16 protein-coding genes and 1 tRNA gene are annotated in these 18,858 nt (G+C 67.1%); 4 read left to right on the plus strand and 13 right to left on the minus strand.

The window, feature by feature from the left end; translation table 11 throughout:
* Positions 1-60: 60 nt before the first annotated feature.
* The 7 genes from ACNQR1_RS27690 to ACNQR1_RS27720 form a co-directional block, all read right to left on the minus strand.
* Positions 61-137: transfer RNA gene (locus ACNQR1_RS27690), tRNA-Met, on the minus strand.
* A gap of 84 nt (positions 138-221) precedes the next feature.
* Positions 222-1,616, minus strand: coding sequence for an FAD-binding oxidoreductase (locus ACNQR1_RS27695; RefSeq protein WP_418048806.1), 1,395 nt, complete (start codon positions 1,614-1,616; stop codon positions 222-224).
* 107 nt (positions 1,617-1,723) lie between these two features.
* On the minus strand, positions 1,724-2,254 hold the full coding sequence (locus tag ACNQR1_RS27700) for a hypothetical protein (protein ID WP_418048807.1): 531 nt from the start codon (positions 2,252-2,254) through the stop codon (positions 1,724-1,726).
* On the minus strand, positions 2,251-3,426 hold the full coding sequence (locus tag ACNQR1_RS27705) for an ESX-1 secretion-associated protein (protein WP_418048808.1): 1,176 nt from the start codon (positions 3,424-3,426) through the stop codon (positions 2,251-2,253). The genes ACNQR1_RS27700 and ACNQR1_RS27705 overlap by 4 nt, the downstream gene beginning before the upstream one ends.
* 25 nt (positions 3,427-3,451) lie before the next feature.
* Positions 3,452-3,973, minus strand: coding sequence for a WXG100 family type VII secretion target (locus tag ACNQR1_RS27710; protein WP_418048809.1), 522 nt, complete (start codon positions 3,971-3,973; stop codon positions 3,452-3,454).
* 133 nt (positions 3,974-4,106) lie between these two features.
* On the minus strand, positions 4,107-7,118 hold the full coding sequence (locus ACNQR1_RS27715) for a UPF0182 family protein (protein ID WP_418048810.1): 3,012 nt from the start codon (positions 7,116-7,118) through the stop codon (positions 4,107-4,109).
* A 95-nt stretch (positions 7,119-7,213) separates the two neighbouring features.
* On the minus strand, positions 7,214-8,242 hold the full coding sequence (locus ACNQR1_RS27720; RefSeq protein WP_418048811.1) for a PDZ domain-containing protein: 1,029 nt from the start codon (positions 8,240-8,242) through the stop codon (positions 7,214-7,216).
* Positions 8,243-8,333: 91 nt separating this feature from the next.
* Between ACNQR1_RS27720 and ACNQR1_RS27725 the strand changes: the two genes are divergently transcribed.
* Genes ACNQR1_RS27725 through ACNQR1_RS27735 form a run of 3 tightly spaced genes read left to right on the plus strand, consistent with a single transcriptional unit; the run spans position 8,334 to position 12,044 of the window.
* The gene (locus tag ACNQR1_RS27725; RefSeq protein ID WP_418048812.1) at positions 8,334-9,758 is read left to right on the plus strand and encodes a zinc-dependent metalloprotease; all 1,425 of its coding nucleotides are present in this window, start codon (positions 8,334-8,336) and stop codon (positions 9,756-9,758) included.
* 60 nt (positions 9,759-9,818) lie between these two features.
* On the plus strand, positions 9,819-10,667 hold the full coding sequence (locus ACNQR1_RS27730; protein ID WP_418048813.1) for a cyclodehydratase: 849 nt from the start codon (positions 9,819-9,821) through the stop codon (positions 10,665-10,667).
* 42 nt (positions 10,668-10,709) lie between these two features.
* Positions 10,710-12,044, plus strand: coding sequence for an ABC1 kinase family protein (locus ACNQR1_RS27735; RefSeq protein WP_418048814.1), 1,335 nt, complete (start codon positions 10,710-10,712; stop codon positions 12,042-12,044).
* Positions 12,045-12,123: 79 nt separating this feature from the next.
* Here the strand turns inward: ACNQR1_RS27735 and ACNQR1_RS27740 are convergent, their stop codons facing one another.
* The 3 genes from ACNQR1_RS27740 to ACNQR1_RS27750 all read right to left on the minus strand — a co-directional run bounded on the left by ACNQR1_RS27740 (position 12,124) and on the right by ACNQR1_RS27750 (position 15,845).
* Positions 12,124-12,435 (minus strand): WhiB family transcriptional regulator, encoded by a 312-nt coding sequence (locus ACNQR1_RS27740; RefSeq protein WP_418048815.1) that lies wholly within the window; start codon positions 12,433-12,435, stop codon positions 12,124-12,126.
* A gap of 485 nt (positions 12,436-12,920) precedes the next feature.
* Positions 12,921-15,035, minus strand: coding sequence for an ATP-dependent DNA helicase UvrD2 (locus tag ACNQR1_RS27745; protein ID WP_418048816.1), 2,115 nt, complete (start codon positions 15,033-15,035; stop codon positions 12,921-12,923).
* A 54-nt stretch (positions 15,036-15,089) separates the two neighbouring features.
* Complete coding sequence (locus tag ACNQR1_RS27750) at positions 15,090-15,845, minus strand: SDR family oxidoreductase (protein WP_418048817.1); 756 nt, start codon at positions 15,843-15,845, stop codon at positions 15,090-15,092.
* A gap of 74 nt (positions 15,846-15,919) precedes the next feature.
* Between ACNQR1_RS27750 and ACNQR1_RS27755 the strand changes: the two genes are divergently transcribed.
* Positions 15,920-16,402: an RrF2 family transcriptional regulator gene (locus tag ACNQR1_RS27755; protein ID WP_418048818.1), complete on the plus strand. Its 483-nt coding sequence runs from the start codon at positions 15,920-15,922 to the stop codon at positions 16,400-16,402.
* Here ACNQR1_RS27755 and ACNQR1_RS27760 read toward each other — a convergent pair.
* The 3 genes from ACNQR1_RS27760 to ACNQR1_RS27770 all read right to left on the minus strand — a co-directional run bounded on the left by ACNQR1_RS27760 (position 16,391) and on the right by ACNQR1_RS27770 (position 18,762).
* Positions 16,391-17,269 (minus strand): dihydrodipicolinate synthase family protein, encoded by an 879-nt coding sequence (locus ACNQR1_RS27760; RefSeq protein ID WP_418048819.1) that lies wholly within the window; start codon positions 17,267-17,269, stop codon positions 16,391-16,393. The genes ACNQR1_RS27755 and ACNQR1_RS27760 overlap by 12 nt on opposite strands.
* Positions 17,270-17,306: 37 nt before the next feature.
* Positions 17,307-18,092, minus strand: coding sequence for an aldolase (locus ACNQR1_RS27765; RefSeq protein WP_418048820.1), 786 nt, complete (start codon positions 18,090-18,092; stop codon positions 17,307-17,309).
* 142 nt (positions 18,093-18,234) lie between these two features.
* Positions 18,235-18,762 (minus strand): helix-turn-helix domain-containing protein, encoded by a 528-nt coding sequence (locus ACNQR1_RS27770; RefSeq protein ID WP_418048821.1) that lies wholly within the window; start codon positions 18,760-18,762, stop codon positions 18,235-18,237.
* Between the last annotated feature and the right edge of the window lie 96 nt (positions 18,763-18,858).

Genomic DNA, 18,858 nt, shown 5'->3' on the forward strand with positions numbered 1-18,858 from the left:
ACCAGCGCCCGATGCCGACGAAAATGGCCCCCGGAGTTTCCTCCGAGGGCCATTTCCTCTTGGTAGCGGGGACAGGATTCGAACCTGCGACCTCTGGGTTATGAGCCCAGCGAGCTACCGAGCTGCTCCACCCCGCGTTGCGAATACAAGGTTACCGGGGTCTTACGTAGAGCTCCAAATCGGGTGCTCAGAGGCGTTTCCGGCCCGAAAACGACCGGAAATCAGACCCTGGAGCGCACCACCTGACCGCACCGGAACACGCCTGCCGGGTCGTGCCGGTCGGCCAGCGCCGACAACCAGTGCCGGGTCTCGTCGTCGTAGACCCGCACGGCCCGCCCAGCGTCCTCCGACGGTGCGAAATTGGGGATCTGGCCGCCGCTGGACCACCGCGACAACGCGACGATGAGCGCACCGGCCTGAGGCACCACAAGGTCGGCGACCGGAGGCGCCAGGACCCCGATGACGGCCACCGCGAAGGCGGCGTCACGGTGGCAGAACGCGCTGCGGTGCTTTCCCTCCCGCGCCAGCGCCCCACCGAGCATCCGGACCTCGACGATGGTCTGCACCGAGCCCGACTCCGGCCCGGCCGCAGCCAACAGCACCTCAACCGTGTCCGCGGTCAATTCCCGCAGCAGCGTGTGGTGTTCGTAGATCGGCATCGGATCGACCGGATCGGCATGCACCGCACCGATTGCGGCGTACGGCAGCACCGCGACCGTATCGAGTACCGGCGTCGCGACCGCGCGCATCGGCGCCAGCAGTTGTTCGGCTTCGGCGAAGTCACCGACAGCGGCGTAGCGCACGGCGACGGTGGGCCGGCCTGCCAGCGGCTCGGGAATTCCGGGAAGCGGTGGGAGTTGCAGCAGCGCGATCGAAGTCGAGACGGACTCGGGCAGGTCGGCACACCAGCGGGCCCATTCACGCAACACCGCTGCGGCATCCGCACCGTCGAAATAGAGGGCGCCGCCGTAGAACTCAGCGATCGGCAGCAACTCGATCTCGACCGAGGTGACGATGCCCAGTGTCGATTTGCCGCCGCGCAGTCCCCAGAACAGCTCGGCGTTCTCCTCCGGGGTGGCGCGCAGCAACTCCCCTGCACCGGTGACCAACTCGAAGGACCGCACATAGTCCGACGACAATCCGACGGTGCGTACCAACGGCCCGATCCCTGCACCGGTCAGGAATCCCACGACGCCGACCTGAGGCGAGGATCCACACAACCCGGCCAGTCCGTGCGGAGCCGCTGCGTCGAGCACGTGCTGCCACGTCGCCCCGGCCGCCACCCGTGCGGTGCGGGCCACCGGATCCACAGTGACTCCGGTCATGCCGGCCGTCAGCACCAGGATCGTGTCGGGGGCGACGGAAAGGGCGCCGTGGCCCGTGGACTGGACGCTCACGCGGTATCCCCGTGCGGCGGCGAAGCCCACGGTGTTGGCGATGTCGTAGGCGGAGGTCGCCAGCACCACCGCGGCAGGCTCCACGGTGGCCGCCAGATTCCACGGGGTGGCGCGCTCGTAGCCGGCCTCTCCCGGCAGAGCGACGGGGGCGGCGACGTGGGCGCGTAGCCCCTCCAACGCGTCGTCCAGGCCCTCATGCGGAAGGTCGGTCAGGGTCATCGGGGTCCTCTCGGCAAAGTTGTGCGAATTCTCGGCGCACAGCATCACCGGGACGACTTGGCGTTGACTTGGCGGCCAGCTCAGGGAGGCAATGAACCTACGCCGCATCACTTCTCTTGCGGCGTGCAGACACCCGCGAACTCCTTGCCTTCCTTCTCGGCGACACCCGCGGGGTCGAGCCAACCGACGCCGTCGAAGAAGAAGGTGTCGGCCGGGTGACTGTTCGATCCGGCGACGACCTCGGCCGTCCGAGCGGTCGCGGGGTACCCCCCGGGCGTGGACTGCACATCGAGAAACAAATATTCTTCTGTGCGCCAATCGAAGTCAGGCGGCGGCGCTTCGGTCGCGGTCAGACCCGGATAGGGTCCACCGACGGTGAACCGGTCGAGAGTCGCCGTACCGGAGGTATCGGTCAACACGAGCTTCGGGCCGAATCCAAATCCGACCTCCACCGACCGCACCCCGACGCAGCCCGGCGGCATCCAGATCTCCAGCTTGCCGTCGGTGACCCGGGCACCGAACGCCGGCTGCATCGGCGCGGCGAACGGCGCATCCGACCACGGGCGGTCGCCGGTCCGGCAAGCGGTGAGCCCCACCGCCACCAGCAGGCTCGACAACACGGCCAGCCACGGCCTCACGAATAACCCCCGTCGGACAGGCCCGCATCGCGTTCCAACGGGTTGACGCCCGTCTTCTGTTCGATGAGCGCACCCAGCCCGTAATCCCGTGCCATCCCGGCGAACCCCTTCTGCGCCCACTGTTCGGAATGGCGCTCTTCGTGATGCAACAGACGATCGAGGTCGAGTCTGCCCTGAAACGGCGTACCGTCGTCGCGCATGTTCCAGCCGGCCCCGGATTGGATGATCTGACTCAGCTGGGCGGCCGGATCCTTGGATCCGTCGATGTTGACCACGAACAGGTCGCCGTACGTCGTCCCGCCGTGGACGCCGATCTTGTCCATCACCGGGCCTCCCAACCCCATCAGCATGCCGTTGGGCGTAGTGGCCAACGATCCCCCGCCGCCCTTGTCGAAAATCTGGTCGTAACTCCAGGAGTTCGCGTTCTGTCGGTCGATGATGCGCTGTACCTCGGCAGCCGAGTAGGGCGTTTCCTCGAAATCGTTCTGCACGTCGTCGGCGGTGCCCAGCACCCCGTCCTTGCCCGCCTCGGCGGCGTCGTAGTCAGTGCCCGCGTTGAGGATGTAGGTCATCGCCACAGCCTTCTTCGCGTCCTCCTTGCTGGTACCGGGAGGCAGGATGAAGAACGACTTGCCGTCCTTGTCCTTGACTTCCTGCAGTCCGTTGAGCACGTCGAACGATTGCGGGGTGATGTTCTGCTGACGGGCGATGTCCACCATGGTCTGCGGATCAACCCCGTGTTTGGACGCATTCTCCAGCCACTGAGCGTATTTCGAACCCGGCACCACCGGTCCCGTGAGGAGCCCGGCATCACGCAGTGCCTTCTCGTACACACTGACCGGCGGATGCTCGCCGAGATCCGGTAACTCGACCGTCCCGGTGAAGTCGATGCGTTCGGCCGCCTCGTCGTCGCCGCGCTCATAGCGGTCAGCGGCCACCCGCAGCTTCTGGGCATACACCGTCACGTCGCCGCCGAGTAGCTTCGCCTGCTCGGTGAGTGTGGATCCGATCGTCCCGCAGGCCGCCCCGACTGCCAGCGACGGCATCGCCCCGGCCGCACCGGAAATGGCCGATCCGCCGCGATTACCGCTGACCTCATGACCCGCGTTGTCGAAAGTGGATGCCGTATCCCGCATTGTCTGTTCATCGACGTAGAGCGTGGCGTCACTCATGTCACGCAGCCCGTGTCCCGAGGCTTCATTTCACGAGCCCCTTGTTGATCCGGTCCATCTTGTTGGCCGTCGACTTGTCCGCCGCGTCGAATTCGGCCAACGCAGCCTGAATGGCCGACTGCAGCGCCATCCGCCGCATCCCCCACATCACCGCGAGCACCGGATTGGTCGACACCAAGAACTTCAGCCGCCATCCCAGTGAGACTCGCCCCTCGTCAGAGATGTCGAACAGGCCCGCCGCCGAACTCGACACCAGAGCGTTCAGGCGACCCCGGATACCGCCGAGCTCCGCACCGCCGGCGGACATCGCGGTGTGCAGCAACTTGAGCCTGTCGCGGTAGACCTCTTGATCGCCGAACATCTCGTTGGCGTGGCCCTGTGCGGTGTCGGACGAGGTGCCCCGCCAGTCCGAGGCCAACCGGGTCAACTGCAGGCGTTCGCGGGCGATCTGATCGTCGATGTCACCCGCGGCCGCGGCCACGTCACCGGCCGCCGACACCAGTTGCTCGGGATTGCTGCCCAACACCTGCGAAATCGTCACCGCCACCAGCGACTCCCCACCCGCCCGTCATCCACCGACTACGGACCCATTGTCCCCCGCCGCACCGGCCGGGTGATGCACCAATATTCGACGGAGACCAGACGACTACTTCACTGAGTCGTCGCGCCAATCCGCTCCGCTACTTGGCGGTGTTGAACTTGTTCATCGCATCGTTCAACTGCTGCAACGCCTGCCCGTACTTGCCGAAGTCACCGCTGCGCTGCGCATCCTGCGCCGCGGACAGGGCCGACTCGACCTCCTTGAGCGCGGCGGCCTTGGCCGGCGACAACTGCACCGGCTGACCCGGCGGGACCGCCGCGGGCGGCGGTGCGACGACCTGCGGCGCCTGACCGTCGGCATTGGCCGGCGGCTGGGCGGCCGGTGGCGCCTCGGGTGTACCGGCAGCGGCCTGCGGCTTGCCGTCCGTGGGAGCCACATTTGTGGCGGTGGCACCCGCCCCCGGACCGAACAGTTCGGTCAGGGCGGCACCGACGGTCGGGCCGTAGCCGACCTTGTCGCCGTAGAGCATGGCCACCCGGATCAACCGCGGATAGGTCGACGCCGCGTCGCTGGTACCCGGCGATGCGTAAACCGGTGCCACATAAAGCAATCCGCCATCGGCCACCGGCAAGGTCAACAGGTTGCCCCACCGGATCCGGTTCAGGTTGTCGCGCCCGATCACACCGAGGTCCTGCGTCACGGCCGTGTCGGTACTGATCGCGTTGAAGGCCTGTTTCGGACCCTTGACCTCACCCGGGATGGTCAGCACGGTGATCTTGCCGTAGGTCGACGGATCCGAGCTGGCGCTGACATAGGCCGCCAGGAACTCCCGCTGCAGCCAGTTCAGCGCGCTGGTCAACTGGAACGACGGTGAACCGTCGTTGTTCACAAGATCTTTGGCGACGATGTAGAAGGGCGGCTGATAGCTGCTTGCCGTCGGGTTGGGATCCAGCGGCACGTTCCAGAAATCGGCGTTGGTGAAGAACTTCACCGGATCGTCGACGTGGTACTTGGTCAAAAGGGAACGCTGCACCTTGAACAGGTCCTCGGGATAACGCAGGTGCGACTGCAACTCCGGGGAGATGTCCGCCTTCGGTTTGACGGTGCCCGGGAACACGCTCATCCAGGCCTTGAGCACCGGATCCTGCTCGTCCTGGGCGTACAGCGTCACGGTGCCGTCGTAGGCATCGACGGTGGCCTTGACCGAGTTGCGGATGTAGGACACCTGCTTGTCCGGGGCCAACCGGTTGACCGCCACCTCGTTGGAATCGGCCGTCGCACTCGACAGCGTGGTCAACTCCGAGTAGGGGTAGTTGTCCAGCGTCGTGTAGCCGTCGACGATCCAGACCATGCGCTTGTTGACGATCGCCGGGTAGACGCTCGTGTCGGTGGTCAGCCACGGCGCCACCGCCTCCACCCGCTCGGCCGGGTCCCGGTTGAACAGGATCTTGCTGTTCTCACCGATCACGTTGGACAGCAGGAAGTTCCGTTCGGCGAACTTGGCGGCGAACACCGTCCGCGCCAGCCAGTTGCCGATCGACACACCGCCGGTGCCCGAGTACGTGTAGTTCTTGGTGTCGGTGTTGGTCTCGTAGTCGTACTCGCGGTCGACGTCACCGTTCTTGCCGACGATCGCGTAGTCGGCCGAGGTGTCGGCGATCACCGGACCGAAGTAGACCCGGGGCTGGTCCAGCGGCGCCGGTCCCGGGGAGACCACCTTGCCGTTGGCGCCGACGACGCTGGCGAGGAACTCGGGGTAGCCGCCGTTCTGGTTGGGGTCGTTGGCGATACCGCGCACGGTGTTGGCCGGGGACGCGATAAACCCGTTGCCGTGGGTGTAGACCGTGTGCCGGTTGATCCAGTCACGCTGGTTCTCGATCAACCGGTCGGGGTTGAGTTCGCGTGCGGCGACGACGAAGTCGCGCAGCCCGCCGTCAGGACCGGCATAGCGGTCGATGGCCAGCTGATCCGGGAAGAAGTAGAAGTTCTTGCCCTGCTGGAACTGGGTGAACGCGGGGCTGACGATGGTCGGATCGAGCAGCCGGATGTTGGACGTGGTCGCCCGGTCCGCAGCCACCTGCGCGGCCGTGGTCTGACCGTTGCTCTCGTAATTGCGGTATGTCACCGTGTCGTTGGTGAGCCCGTAGGCCTGCCTGGTCGCGGTGATACTGCGGCTGATGTACTCGCTTTCCTTCTGCGCGGCGTTCGGCTTGACGCTGAACTGCTCGACGATCAGCGGCCAACCCGCACCCACCACCAGCGAACTCAGCAGCAACAGCACCACACCGATGGCGGGAATCCGCAAGTCGCGCAGCACGATCGCCGAGAAGACCGCGACCGCGCAGATCAGCGCGATGGCCAACAGGATCAGCTTGGCCGGCAGTACGGCGTTGATGTCGGTGTAACCGGCACCGGTGAACGGCTTGCCTGCACGGGTGTTGCTCAGCAGCTCGTAACGGTCGAGCCAGTACGCGAACGCCTTGAGCAGGATCAGGGTGCCGACCAGGCTGATCAGCTGGATGCGTGCGGCACGGCTCAGCGCGCCGTTGCGACCGGTCAGCCGGATCCCGCCGAACACGTAGTGCCCCAGCAGGTTCGCGACGAACGCCAGGAAGGTCGCGACGAACAGATACGTCAGCACCAGCCGGTAGAACGGCAGATCGAACGCGTAGAAGCCCAGGTCCTTGCCGAACTGCGGGTCGGTGATCCCGAAGTCACTGCCGTGCAGGAACAACTGCACCCGCACCCAGTAGCTCTGCGCGATCACACCGGCCAGCAGGCCGATGAAGACCGGGACCCCGATGCCGAACAGCCGCAGCCGGGCCAGCACCGTGGTGCGGTACCGCGCGACCGGATCATTCGGGCCTGCGGCCGGGACGAACACGGGACGGCTGCGGTAGGCCAATGCCAGCCCCGCGAACACCACCGCACCGATGAGCAGCCCCACCACCAGGAACACGATGAGCCGGGTGGCCAGCACGGTGGTGAACACCGAGCGGTAGCCCAGCTCGCCGAACCACAACCAGTCGACGTACCCGTCGACCACCCGAGGTCCGATCAACAGCGCCAGCACCACCACCAGCGCCAGCCCGATCAGTACCCGGCTTCGTCGTGTCAGCTTCGGCATCCTCGCCGCGGGCCGCATCCCCACTCGTGAACTCCCGTTTCAGCCTCGGTGGACTCGTGACATGCCCGAGGGGCCGCCCGATTTTCTACAACTCTAGTCATCCACCGGCCGCGTGCGGTCTAGCAACGAGGCGGTTCGCCACCGGCAGAAATCGTGTGCAGCGCGTCGACCGCCTGGGTCAGCGTTTCCACCCGGACCAGATCCATGCCGTCCTGGGGTTCCGAGCGCGCCTCGGTGCAGTTGTCGGCGGGCACCAGGAACGCGGTGGCGCCGGCTTCCTTGGCGGCCAGCATCTTGTGCGTGATACCGCCGATGGACCCGACCTTGCCGTCGCCGGTGATGGTTCCGGTGCCTGCGATGAACTTGCCGTCGTTGAGGTCACCGGTGGTCAGCTTGTCGACGACAGCGAGGCTGAACATCAGCCCGGCCGACGGGCCGCCGATGTTGGCCAGGTTGAAGTCGATGTCGAACGGTGCCCACGGGGCATCGAGCACACCCACACCCAGGAACCCGTATTCCCGGTCGGGGTTGTCGCCGAGGGTGATGGTCGCGACCCCGGGCGGTGCGTTCTTGCGACGGAAGTCGATCACCAGCTGGTCGCCGGGCTTGGTCTTCTTCAAGATGGCCTGGAACTCGTCGAGGTTGGCCACCGGCGTGCCGTTCACACCGTCGATCGCGTCCCCGTCTTGCAGCTTGCCCGCCGAAGGGCCGGGGTCGGTGACGCTCTGCACGGTCACTGCCACCGGGTACTTCAGGAACGACAGCGCCGCGTACGCCGCGCTGTCCTCGGACTTCTTGAAGTCGGAGTTGTTGGCCTCGTCGATCTCGTTCTTGGACTTGTCCGGCGGGTACACCAGGTCGCGCGGAACCAGCTGCTCACGGCCCGACATCCACAACGCCATCGCCTGGCCCAGGGTCAGGCCGTCGCGCTGGGACACGGTGGTCATGTTCAGGTGCCCCGCGGTGGGGTGCACGTCAGCGTCGGGTCCGTGGATGTCGACCACCTGTTTGCCCTCGACCTCGCCGAGGGTGTTGAACGTCGGACCGGGACCCAACGACACGAAGGGCACCGTCACCACCGACAGCAGCACGCCGAACGCCAGGATCGGCACCAGCGCGACCAGCAGCGTCAAAATCCGCCTGTTCACGCCGCCCACAGTAAAGCCTTCGCCGGTGTGTTCACCCACAGCGTGACCCACAGCCGCACCCCGGCACCCGGTCATGAGTACCGTTGTGGGTATGGCTGACCTGCCCTTCGGCTTCTCCGCCGGGAACGACCCCGACCGAGACAAAGACAAGAAAGACCCCGACTCGGGGTCCGGTTCCGGCAACTCCGGACCAGGTCCGGGATCGGATCCGTTCGGTTTCGGCATGGGCGGAGCCAACTTCGACATGGGCGACCTGGGCCAGATCTTCACCAAGCTCGGTGAGATGTTCAGCGGCGCAGGCAGCGCGATGGCCGGTGGCAAACAATCCGGTCCGGTGAACTACGACCTGGCCCGGCAGCTGGCGTCCAACTCGATCGGGTTCGTCGCACCCGTGCCGGAGAAGACCACCGGCGCGGTCGCCGACGCCGTGCGGCTGGCCGAGACGTGGCTCGACGGGGTCACCCCGCTGCCGGCGGGCACCACCCGGTCGGTGGCGTGGACGCCCAGCGACTGGCTGGACAACACGTTGGACACCTGGAAGCGGCTGTGCGACCCGGTGGCCGAGCAGATCTCGTCGGTGTGGGCGTCGGCCCTGCCCGAAGAGGCCAAGAGCATGGCCGGTCCACTGCTGGCGATGATGTCGCAGATGGGCGGCATGGCGTTCGGCTCCCAGCTGGGCCAGGCGCTGGGCAAGCTGTCCCGCGAGGTGCTGACGTCCACCGACGTCGGCCTGCCGCTGGGCCCCAAAGGCGTCGCGGCGCTCATGCCCGACGCCATCGAAACGCTGGCCGAGGGACTGGAACGTCCGCGCAGCGAGATCCTGACCTTCCTGGCCGCCCGCGAGGCCGCCCATCACCGGCTGTTCAGCCACGTGCCGTGGCTGTCCAGCCAGCTGCTGGGCACCGTCGAGGCGTTCGCCAAGGGCATGAAGGTCGACATGACCGGCATCGAGGACTTCGCCCGCGGATTCAACCCGGCCTCGCTCGGCGATCCGTCGGAGATGGAGCAGCTGCTCAACCAGGGCATCTTCGAGCCGAAGGCCACCCCTGAGCAGGAAGCCGCCCTGGAACGGCTGGAAACCCTGCTCGCGCTCATCGAGGGCTGGGTGCAGACCGTCGTCACCGCAGCACTGGGCGATCGCATCCCCGGCACCTCGGCGCTGGCCGAGACCCTGCGCAGGCGCCGGGCCACCGGCGGACCCGCCGAACAGACCTTCGCCACGCTTGTCGGCCTGGAACTGCGACCCCGCAAGATGCGTGAGGCCGCGGCGCTGTGGGAGCGGCTGACCGACGCGGTGGGCACCGACGCCCGCGACGGTGTCTGGCAGCACCCCGACCTGCTGCCGAGCGCGGCCGATCTCGACGAGCCGGCGGGATTCATCGACCGGATGATCGGCGGCGACACCAGCGGCATCGACAGCGCATTCGAGCAGGCTCTGGCTGATCTCGAAAAAGAAGCCGATCGGGACAAGGAACAGGACGGGCGCCGCGACGAAGGCGGCGACAGCGAGTCCTGAGGTCCGACGGCCTGTGGATAACTGAAACAGCCGTCCCCGCTGCCGTGGCACAGTCATCGGATGACGCGCTACGTGCTCGCCGCGGGCAGGCCGATCCTGCTGCGTCCCGACGGGGCGGTCCAGCTGGGGTGGGATCCGCGGCGCGCAGTGCTGGTCCGTCCCCCGTGCGACATGTCCCAGGCGCAACTGGCCGACCTGCTGCGCGCCTTGCAAGCCGGCGCCACCCGGGACGAATTGGTCACGGCCGCAGAATCATTCGGTGACGCCGCTGCCGTAGATGAGCTGATCGGCGCACTGACCGGTTCGGGAATCCTCACGACGCCGTCCGCCGCGGGCTCACGGCGGACCCGCTCGGCGTCCATCCGCGTCCACGGCCGCGGCCCGCTGTCCGAGCTCCTGACCAACGGGCTGCGCTGCTCGGGCGCGAAGGTCAGACACAGCTCCAACCCCCACACCAGGAACGTGGCGGCCTCGACCGACCTGGTGGTGCTGGCCGACTACCAGATCACCGACCCGCGGCTGCTGCAGGAACTTCACCAGGGCGGCATCGCCCACCTTCCGGTGCGGGTCCGCGACGGTGCCGGGTTGGTGGGGCCGCTGGTGATACCGGGCCTGACGAGCTGCCTGCACTGCGCCGACCTGCACCGCACCGATCGCGACGCGGCGTGGCCGGCGGTGGCCGGCCAGCTCCGGGGCGCCGTCGGCAGTGCCAGCCGCGCGACCATCCTGGCCACCGCGGCGCTGGCGATGCACCAGGTGGACCTGGTGATCCGGGCCGTCGCACACACCGGCGACGGCCGACCCACACCCGACGCTCCGCCGACGCTGAACACCACCCTCGAACTCGACGCCGAGGGTTACTCGATCGTCGCGCGCCGCTGGTCCCGCCATCCGGACTGTCCATGTTGAAAACGTTTGTTGCCAGTTGGTTGCGGCCGATTCAGGCGAGTCATGGATGATGGTCTGGTGTCTGACATCAAACGTGGAAGCGTGGCACGGAATGCGAAGCTCGCCGGCTTGGCCGGCGGCATGGCGGGTCGGGCCGCACTGGGCTTCGGCAAGCGTCTGACCGGCAAGTCCAAGGACGAAGTCACTGCCGAGTTGATGGACAAGGCCGCTCAACAATTGTTCGCCGTGCTCGGTGAGCTCAAGGGCGGGGCGATGAAGGTGGGCCAGGCACTGTCGGTGCTGGAGGCGGCCATCCCCGAGCAGTACGGCAAGCCGTATCGCGAGGCGCTGACCAAATTGCAGCGAGAGGCCCCGCCGCTGCCGACCGCCAAGGTGCACCGGGTGCTCGATGCGCAGCTCGGCACCAAGTGGCGGGATCGGTTCACCTCGTTCGACGACACCCCCGTGGCCTCGGCCAGCATCGGTCAGGTGCACAAGGCGGTCTGGTCCGACGGGCGCGAGGTGGCCGTCAAGATCCAGTACCCCGGCGCCGACGAGGCACTGCGCGCAGACCTCAAGACGATCCAGCGCCTGGTCGGCGTGTTCAAGCAGCTGGCCCCGGGTGTGGACATCCAGGGCATCGTCGACGAATTGATCGAACGCACCGACATGGAGCTGGACTACCGGCTCGAGGCCGAGAACCAGCGGGCGTTCGCCAAGGCCTACCGCGACGATCCGCACTTCTGCGTCCCGGCGATCGTCGCCAGCGCACCGAAGGTCGTCATCGCCGAATGGATGGATGGCATCCCGATGTCGGTCATCATCCGCGAGGGCACCCCCGAACAGCGCGACCTGATGGGCACCCGGCTGTCCGAGCTCACCTTCGACGCGCCCAAACGGTTGCAGATGATGCACGGCGATGCCCATCCGGGGAACTTCATGCTGCTGCCCGACGGGCGGATGGGCGTGATCGACTTCGGTGCCGTCGCACCACTGCCCGACGGTTTCCCGACCTCCCTGGGCGAGTGCATCCGGCTGGCCCGGGACAAGAACTACGACGAGCTGCTGCCCACCATGGAGGAAGCCGGTTTCATCCAGAAGGGACAACAGGTTTCGATCGAGGAAGTCGACGACATGTTGCGCCAGTACGTCGAACCGATCGAGGTTGACGTCTTCCACTACAACCGCCGGTGGATTCAGCGGATGGCGGCCGGGCAGATGGACAACTGGGTGGCCCAGATCCGGACCGCCCGCCAGCTCGACCTGCCGCCCAACCTGGCCATCCCGTTGCGGGTGATCGCCTCGACCATCGCCATGTGCTGCCAGCTGGACGCCCATGTGCCGGTGAAAGCCATTGCCACCGAACTGGTTCCGGGTTTCGCCGAGGAAGCCGCCTAGCGCGACGGATTACGCCGCGCGCAGACGCACCGAACGGCGCCGAGTGTCTCGCACTCGGCGCCGTCGGTGTCTTCAGGCGTCACGCGGCGGCCGGGTTACCCGCGGCGTTCTTCCGCGGACGGCCACGCGGCCGCTTGCGGGCCACGATGGTTCCCCGGTCGAGGATCTCCCCGCCCCAAACGCCCCACGGCTCCTGCCGTTCCAGCGCAGCGGCCAGGCACGCGTTACGAATCGGGCAATCCGCGCACAGTGCCTTGGCCTGCTCCAGATCGACTGGGCTCTCGGCGAACCACAGATCGGGATCCCCGATGTGGCACGGCACCGCCGGTAGCCGCTGTTCGCATGTCACCGGCGCGACGCTCATCTCCGGAGCGGTCATCGCAATGGACATGTGTTTGTCCCCCTGCTTCCTGGTCGTAGTTGTCGGCGATCTGTCTCTTCGAGGGATCTGCGACCAGGTTTCGAGGGTTGGAACAACTCCCAAAAACATTGGCCACGGATCCGGTTGACTGCGGGTCCGTGGCCATTTGGCTGTGATGGGAGCTCTACCTAGTAGGGGCTCCGATCCACGGACGCGCCAGTCGCGGCGGCGGGGCGGCGCTTGTGCTGCGGTGCAATAGCAGCGGCGGCGGCCGGCCATCCAGCGGCGGCGAGGGCAGCGGGTGCGGCATGCCGACGTGCCTCCGGGGAAACCGGGGAAACGGCGACGGCGAGCACGGACGACGGCATGCCTGCAACCGCTACACCGCTGAATTCGATGTTGTTATCCATTGCGGGCACCCTCCTTCCGTCTCGTCACCAGAGCTGTGTTACGAGGCTAAAGCCTAACAGCCAAATCGCACAACCTATTTTCTACCTGCGGTTTTGGCTCGATCTTTACGAACTTTGGCGGCCCTTGACCAACTCGAGAACGTCCGGGCCGTACTGCTCGAGCTTGCGCGCACCGATGCCGGGAAGAGCGACCAGTGCGGCCTCGTCGGCCGGCATCGACTCGGCGATGGCGATCAGGGTGTTGTCGGTGAACACCACATACGCCGGCACTTTCATCTCCTTGGACACCCGCAGCCGCCAGTCCTTGAGCTCGGCGAGCAGCTCCTCGTCGAGATCCGACGGGCAGGTTTCGCAGCGGCGCAACATGATCGCCGGCGGCGTCGTCAACGCGGCATTGCACACCCGGCAGCGCGGCGCGGGGCCACGTTGACGACGCGACCGATCCGGGCCCGAGCCGGCCGAATTCTGCAGCTGCGGGGCGATGCCGTTGAGGAACCGCGACGGCCGACGGCCCTGCCGCCCGCCGGGCGTGCGGGCCAGCGCCCAGCTCAGCCCCAGGTGCACGCGGGCGCGCGTGACCCCGACGTAGAGCAGGCGGCGCTCCTCTTCCACCGGCTCGCTGTCGGGCCCGTGGGCGAGCGCATGCGAGATGGGCAGCGTGTTGTCGGCCAGGCCGACCAGGAACACCGCATCCCATTCCAACCCCTTGGCGGCGTGCAGCGATGCCAAGGTGACACCTTGCACCACGGGTGGGTGCCGCGAATCAGCCCGCTGGCGCAGCTCGGCGATCAGCGCCCGCAGATCCAGCTCGGGACGTACCGCGACCTCTTCGTCGACCAACTCGGCCAGCGCCGTCAACGCTTCCCAGCGTTCGCGGGCCTTGGTTCCGGCCGGGGGTTCGGCGGTCAGGCCCAGCGGCTCGAGCAGCTCACGCACGAGGGCAGGCAGGTTGTCCTCGGGGATGTCACGTTCGGCGAAGCGCTGCATCGCCACCAACGCCTGGCGGATCTCCTGACGGCTGAAGAAGCCCTCACCGCCACGCACCTGGAAGGCGATCCCGGCCTCGGTGAGCGCCTCCTCATACACCTCGGACTGCGCGTTGATCCGGTAGAGCACCGCGATCTCGGCCGGCTCCGTTCCGTTTTCGATCAGCTTCTTGATGGACCGGGCGACGGCGTTGGCCTCGGCGACCTCGTCGGGATACTCGGAGAACGTCGGCTCCGGGCCGGGGTCGCGCTGCCCCACCAGATGCAACTTGCTGCCCGCCATCCGGCCGCGGGCGGCCGCGATCACGCGGTTGGCCAACGACACCACCTGCGGCGTGGAGCGATAGTCACGCTCCAGCCGCACCACCGCGGCGTCGGGGAAGCGCCGGGAGAAGTCCAGCAGGAAACGCGGGGTGGCCCCGGTGAACGAGTAGATGGTCTGGTTGGCGTCACCCACCACGGTGAGGTCGTCGCGCTCCCCCAGCCAGGCGTCGAGCACCCGTTGCTGCAGGGGTGTGACGTCTTGGTACTCGTCGACGACGAAGCAGCGGTAACGGTCGCGGAATTCCTGGGCGACCGCGGCGTCGTTCTCGATGGCCGCGGCGGTGTGCAGCAGCAGGTCATCGAAGTCCAGCAGCGCCGAGCCGTCGCGGCGGGCCTTGAGCGCCTCGTAACCCGAATAGACGGCCGCGACCTTGGCCGCATCGAAAGGGATGTCGCGCCCGACCTTGGCCACCGCCGTGCTGTAGGCCTCCGGGGTGATCAAAGACGCCTTGGCCCACTCGATTTCACCGGCCAGGTCACGAACGTCGTCGGTACTGGTCTGCATCCCGGCCCGGTTCGCAGCCTGGGCGACGACGGCGAACTTGCTGTCGAGCAGCTCCCACCCGGTGTCACCGACCAGGCGCGGCCAGAAGTACTGCAACTGCCTGCGAGCCGCGGCGTGAAATGTCACCGCCTGCACCGCAGCGGTGTTCACCCCCGACTCCTGTCCCAGAACCCGCAACCGGCCCCGCATCTCGCCCGCGGCCCGCGCGGTGAACGTCACCGCGAGCACCTGGCTGGGCGCGACGTGACCGCCGGCGACCAGATGCGCTATCCGGCGGGTGATGGTGCGGGTCTTGCCGGTACCGGCGCCGGCCAGCACGCACACCGGACCGCGGGCGGCCAGCACTGCCTCCCGCTGCTCATCGTCCAGATCGCCCAGGGCGGGCGAGGGAGCCTCCAACGGCATGCGGTCCATGATGTCAGGGACCTGTGACAGTCCCGGGCGCGGCGTGGCCCCGGCCTACTGCTGCCGGCTCAGCCACTGCTCAAAGGTGGTGGGCGCGAGGCGCGCGCTCTCACCGGGCAGCAGCGCGTTGCCCGCCATGTCCAGCCCGAAGACCGCAGACCACGTCGGCACCAGCGTCACCTCCCGGCCACGCGCCGCAAGGGTCCGCCGGGCCATGTCCACCAGATCCTGGGTCTGCGGACCTGCCACATCGACGTGGCGGCCCTGCGGGTCGCCCACGACGACCTCGGCGAGCACGGCGGCCACATCGTCGGGATCGATCGGCTGGACCAGAAGGGGGGCGATCGGCGCGGTGAGACCGTCGGGACCCTCCTGTTCGGTCCAGCTCACGACCATCTCGGCGAAATCGTGGAACTGGGTGGCCGGCACGATCGTCCACGGCACCGGCCCGGCTTCGATCAGCTTCTCCTGCTCGCGTTTACCGGCGTAGTGCGGATTGCCTTCGATGCCGTGGATTCCCACGATGGACAACAGCACGTGATGTGCCACCCCGGCCCGGTCTTCGGCGGCAAGCAGGTTGCCGGTGGCGGTGCCCAGGTAGTCCACCGTGCTGTCCCGGTCGGTGGGCGGGGCGCTGATGGCGTCGACGACCGCCTGCACCCCGGTCAGGGCCGCGTCGAGACCCTCCCCGGTCGACAGGTCGACCCCGGCCGAGCGGCTGATCGGCACCACCTCGTGTCCTGCGCCCCGCAGAGCGGCGACCACCCGCGCCCCGATGTTTCCCGTAGCTCCGGCCACTGCGATCCGCATGATGTCTCCCGTCCCGTGTCAATCACCTATCTCGGACTATATAGGTCCGTAATATCTGTAATAAAGTACGAGCTGTGAAACTTCCCGTGGCCACGGAGTGGGCCCTGCATTGCGCGACGTCGCTGGCGCAGCTCGAGCCGGGGACCACCGCGGCGGCCGCCGATCTCGCGGAGTATTTCGACCTGCCCGCCGCCTATCTGGCCAAACAACTGCAGGCGCTGACCCGCGCGGGTGTGCTGGCCGCCACGACCGGTCCGCGCGGCGGCTTCCGGCTCGGGCGGTCACCCGTCGAGATCACACTGCTGCAGATCGTCGAGGCCGTCGACGGCGCGTCGCCACCCTACGAATGCCGCGAGATCCGCAGGCAGGGCCGCGGCGCCCTCCCCGCGAGCTGGTGCCGCCACGAGTGCATCCTTGCGGTGAAGATGGCCGATGCCCACCAGGCCTGGCGGGCCAGCCTCGACGGCGTCACGCTCGCCGACATCCTCGGCGACATCCCGGCCGCGGCGCCTGCCCGTACCCGAAAGCTGTTGGGCAGGCAGGGTTCAGAGCAGTAACCGGCGCAGCTCCTCGCTGCCGGTGTGGTCGAGGGGCAGCAGCGGTGGACGCGGGTCTCCGACGCCCTGACCCAACAGTTCGAGTCCACCCTTGATGGTGGTGGGCAGGCCGCCGGCCACGATGAACTCCAGGAACGGCTTGATCTCGGCGTAGATGGCCTCGGCCTTCGTCCAGTCTCCGGCCTGCGCCGCGGCGTAGAGATCCAGGCACGGCTGCGGCATCAGGTTCGGCGCCGCGGTGCACCAGCCCTCGGCCCCCGCCTTGAAGGCCTTGAGGATCATGGGGTTACTGCCGTTGTAGAACGGCAGCTCGCCGCCGGTGAGCTCGGACAGGCGCTCCATGCGGGTGATGTCACCGGTGGATTCCTTGACCATGGTGACGTTGTCGATGTCGGTGAACATCTGGACCAGCAGTTCGGGCCGCATGTCGATGCCACTGGTGGCGGGGTTGTTGTACACCATGATCGGAATGCCGATCGCGGCGCCGATCGACGCGTAGTGCTGGGCGATCTCCCGTTCGGACAGTTTCCAGTAGGAGATGGGCAGCACCATCACGGCATCGGCGCCGGCCCGCTCGGCATACTGCGCCCGGCGAATGGTGTTGGCAGTGGTCAGATCTGATGCACCGATGATGACGGGCACCCGGCGGTCGACCACGCCGATGGTGGTGTCGATGACGGCATCGAACTCGGCTTCGGTGAGATACGCCGACTCACCGGTGCTGCCGAGCGGGACGATCGCGTGCGCTCCGCCGGTCACCAGACGGTCGACCAGGGCGGCGAGCTTGCCCGTGTCGACCTGCTGGCCGTCGGTGAAGGGCGTCACCGGATAGGCGAGAATTCCGTGAATTTCATTGCTGGAGGGCATGTTCGGGTCCTTGGGTGTGGTTGGGCCGGTTCGGGGGTCAACTCGTCAGCGCGTCGGGATGATTGCGCAACGCGCGGCGGGCGTAGTAGGCGAAGTTGGCCTGACTGCGCTTGGGCCGCAACGTCCAGTCATGCGCCTCACGCGCCAGCCGCGGAGGCAGATCGGCGATCGTTCCCGCTGCCATGGCAGCCAATTGGAGCTTGGCGCCCCGCTCGATCAGCATCGCCAGCGAGCACGACTCCTCGATGCTGGCTCCGGCGATCACGTGACCGTGGTGCGCCAACAAGATCGCCTTCTTGTCCCCCAGCGCGGCACTGATGATCTCGCCCTCTTCGTTGCCGACCGGAACGCCGGGCCAGTCGGCCAGGAAGGCGCAGTCGTCGTACAACGGAGCGATATCCATCTGCGACACCTGCAACGGCACTTCCAGCATCGAGAGCGCGGCGACGTGGAACGGATGGGTGTGCACGATGCACTGCACATCCGGCCGCGCACGGTAGATCCAGGTGTGGAAGCGATTGGCGGGGTTCGCCATTCCCGCGCCGTCGAGAACATTGAGATCCTCGTCGACGAGCAGCAGGTTGTCTTCGGTGATCTCGTCGAAGCCCAGACCGAGTCGCTGGGTGTAGTAGGTACCCGGCTTCTCGGCCCGCGCGGTGATCTGGCCGGCGAGACCCGAATCGTGGCCCGCGTCGAACAGTGCCCGGCAGGTCAGGGCCAGCTTCTGCCGCGTCGTCAGCGTGGACTCCTCGATATGGGCCGACAGGCCGTCGAGGGCGCGCTGCATCAGAACTTGTTTCGAATCACCGAGTGTCGTCGTCATCTCGGTCCACCTTCCCGATTGGAACTCCGCAGGAGACACATCACGAACGATAGGACACTTTGTGTCCTATCGTCAACCATGCGGGTGCCACATTCAGCGCTGAGCGCTCAGGGGGTACGCGGGAGGCGTGAAGCGACGACGGTCAGCGATTGCGGCTGTACTCGGTGTGGGTGATCACCAGAACCTCGCTGGGAGCACTCCCCCGCTGCCGTAATTGGTGAGGTAGAGAGGCGTCGAAGTACGCACAGTCGCCGGGCTCGAGGATGACCAATTCGTCCCGGTAGCGCAGCTCCACCACCCCTGCGTGGACGAACACCAGTTCCTGCCCGGCGTGCTCTGGATGCGGGTGCTCGGCGAACTTGGGTGTCGGCCGCACGATGAACGGCGACATCGACTTTCCCAGCATCCCGGCGGCCACGGCCTGATACCGGTTGGCTCCCCGCTCGCCGGCGCGATCGATCGACAACGTCGTGACCGCTGGATCCTCGGAAAACAACTGTGCGACATCGACCTCGAGCGCACGGGCCACTTTCATCGCGACCGCGATGGACGGGGTGGACCTCTGCCGTTCGACCTTGGACAGGTAGCTCTTGGTCAGGCCGGTGGCCTCGGCGAGTTCCTCAAGGGTCATGCCCCGCTGTTGACGCACAGCACGCAAGAGAGCGCTCACAACACCTCCTGCTCAGGTCAGAAAACCCCGCTCCGGCACATGGTCCCATAGGACAGCGGGTGTCATATCGTCGACATTCCGAATCGTCGACGGCGA

Source organism: Mycobacterium sp. 48b (assembly GCF_048282725.1).
Classification (GTDB): Bacteria; Actinomycetota; Actinomycetes; order Mycobacteriales; family Mycobacteriaceae; genus Mycobacterium.

Bases quoted from the DNA above. Each gene is read 5' to 3' on its own strand.
- ACNQR1_RS27695 (WP_418048806.1), bottom strand. From the start codon at position 1,616: ATGACCCTGACCGACCTTCCGCATGAGGGCCTGGACGACGCGTTGGAG.
- ACNQR1_RS27705 (WP_418048808.1), bottom strand. From the start codon at position 3,426: ATGAGTGACGCCACGCTCTACGTCGATGAACAGACAATGCGGGATACG.
- ACNQR1_RS27725 (WP_418048812.1), top strand. From the start codon at position 8,334: ATGGCTGACCTGCCCTTCGGCTTCTCCGCCGGGAACGACCCCGACCGA.
- ACNQR1_RS27730 (WP_418048813.1), top strand. From the start codon at position 9,819: ATGACGCGCTACGTGCTCGCCGCGGGCAGGCCGATCCTGCTGCGTCCC.
- ACNQR1_RS27735 (WP_418048814.1), top strand. From the start codon at position 10,710: ATGGATGATGGTCTGGTGTCTGACATCAAACGTGGAAGCGTGGCACGG.
- ACNQR1_RS27740 (WP_418048815.1), bottom strand. From the start codon at position 12,435: ATGTCCATTGCGATGACCGCTCCGGAGATGAGCGTCGCGCCGGTGACA.
- ACNQR1_RS27745 (WP_418048816.1), bottom strand. From the start codon at position 15,035: ATGCCGTTGGAGGCTCCCTCGCCCGCCCTGGGCGATCTGGACGATGAG.
- ACNQR1_RS27750 (WP_418048817.1), bottom strand. From the start codon at position 15,845: ATGCGGATCGCAGTGGCCGGAGCTACGGGAAACATCGGGGCGCGGGTG.
- ACNQR1_RS27760 (WP_418048819.1), bottom strand. From the start codon at position 17,269: ATGCCCTCCAGCAATGAAATTCACGGAATTCTCGCCTATCCGGTGACG.
- ACNQR1_RS27765 (WP_418048820.1), bottom strand. From the start codon at position 18,092: ATGACGACGACACTCGGTGATTCGAAACAAGTTCTGATGCAGCGCGCC.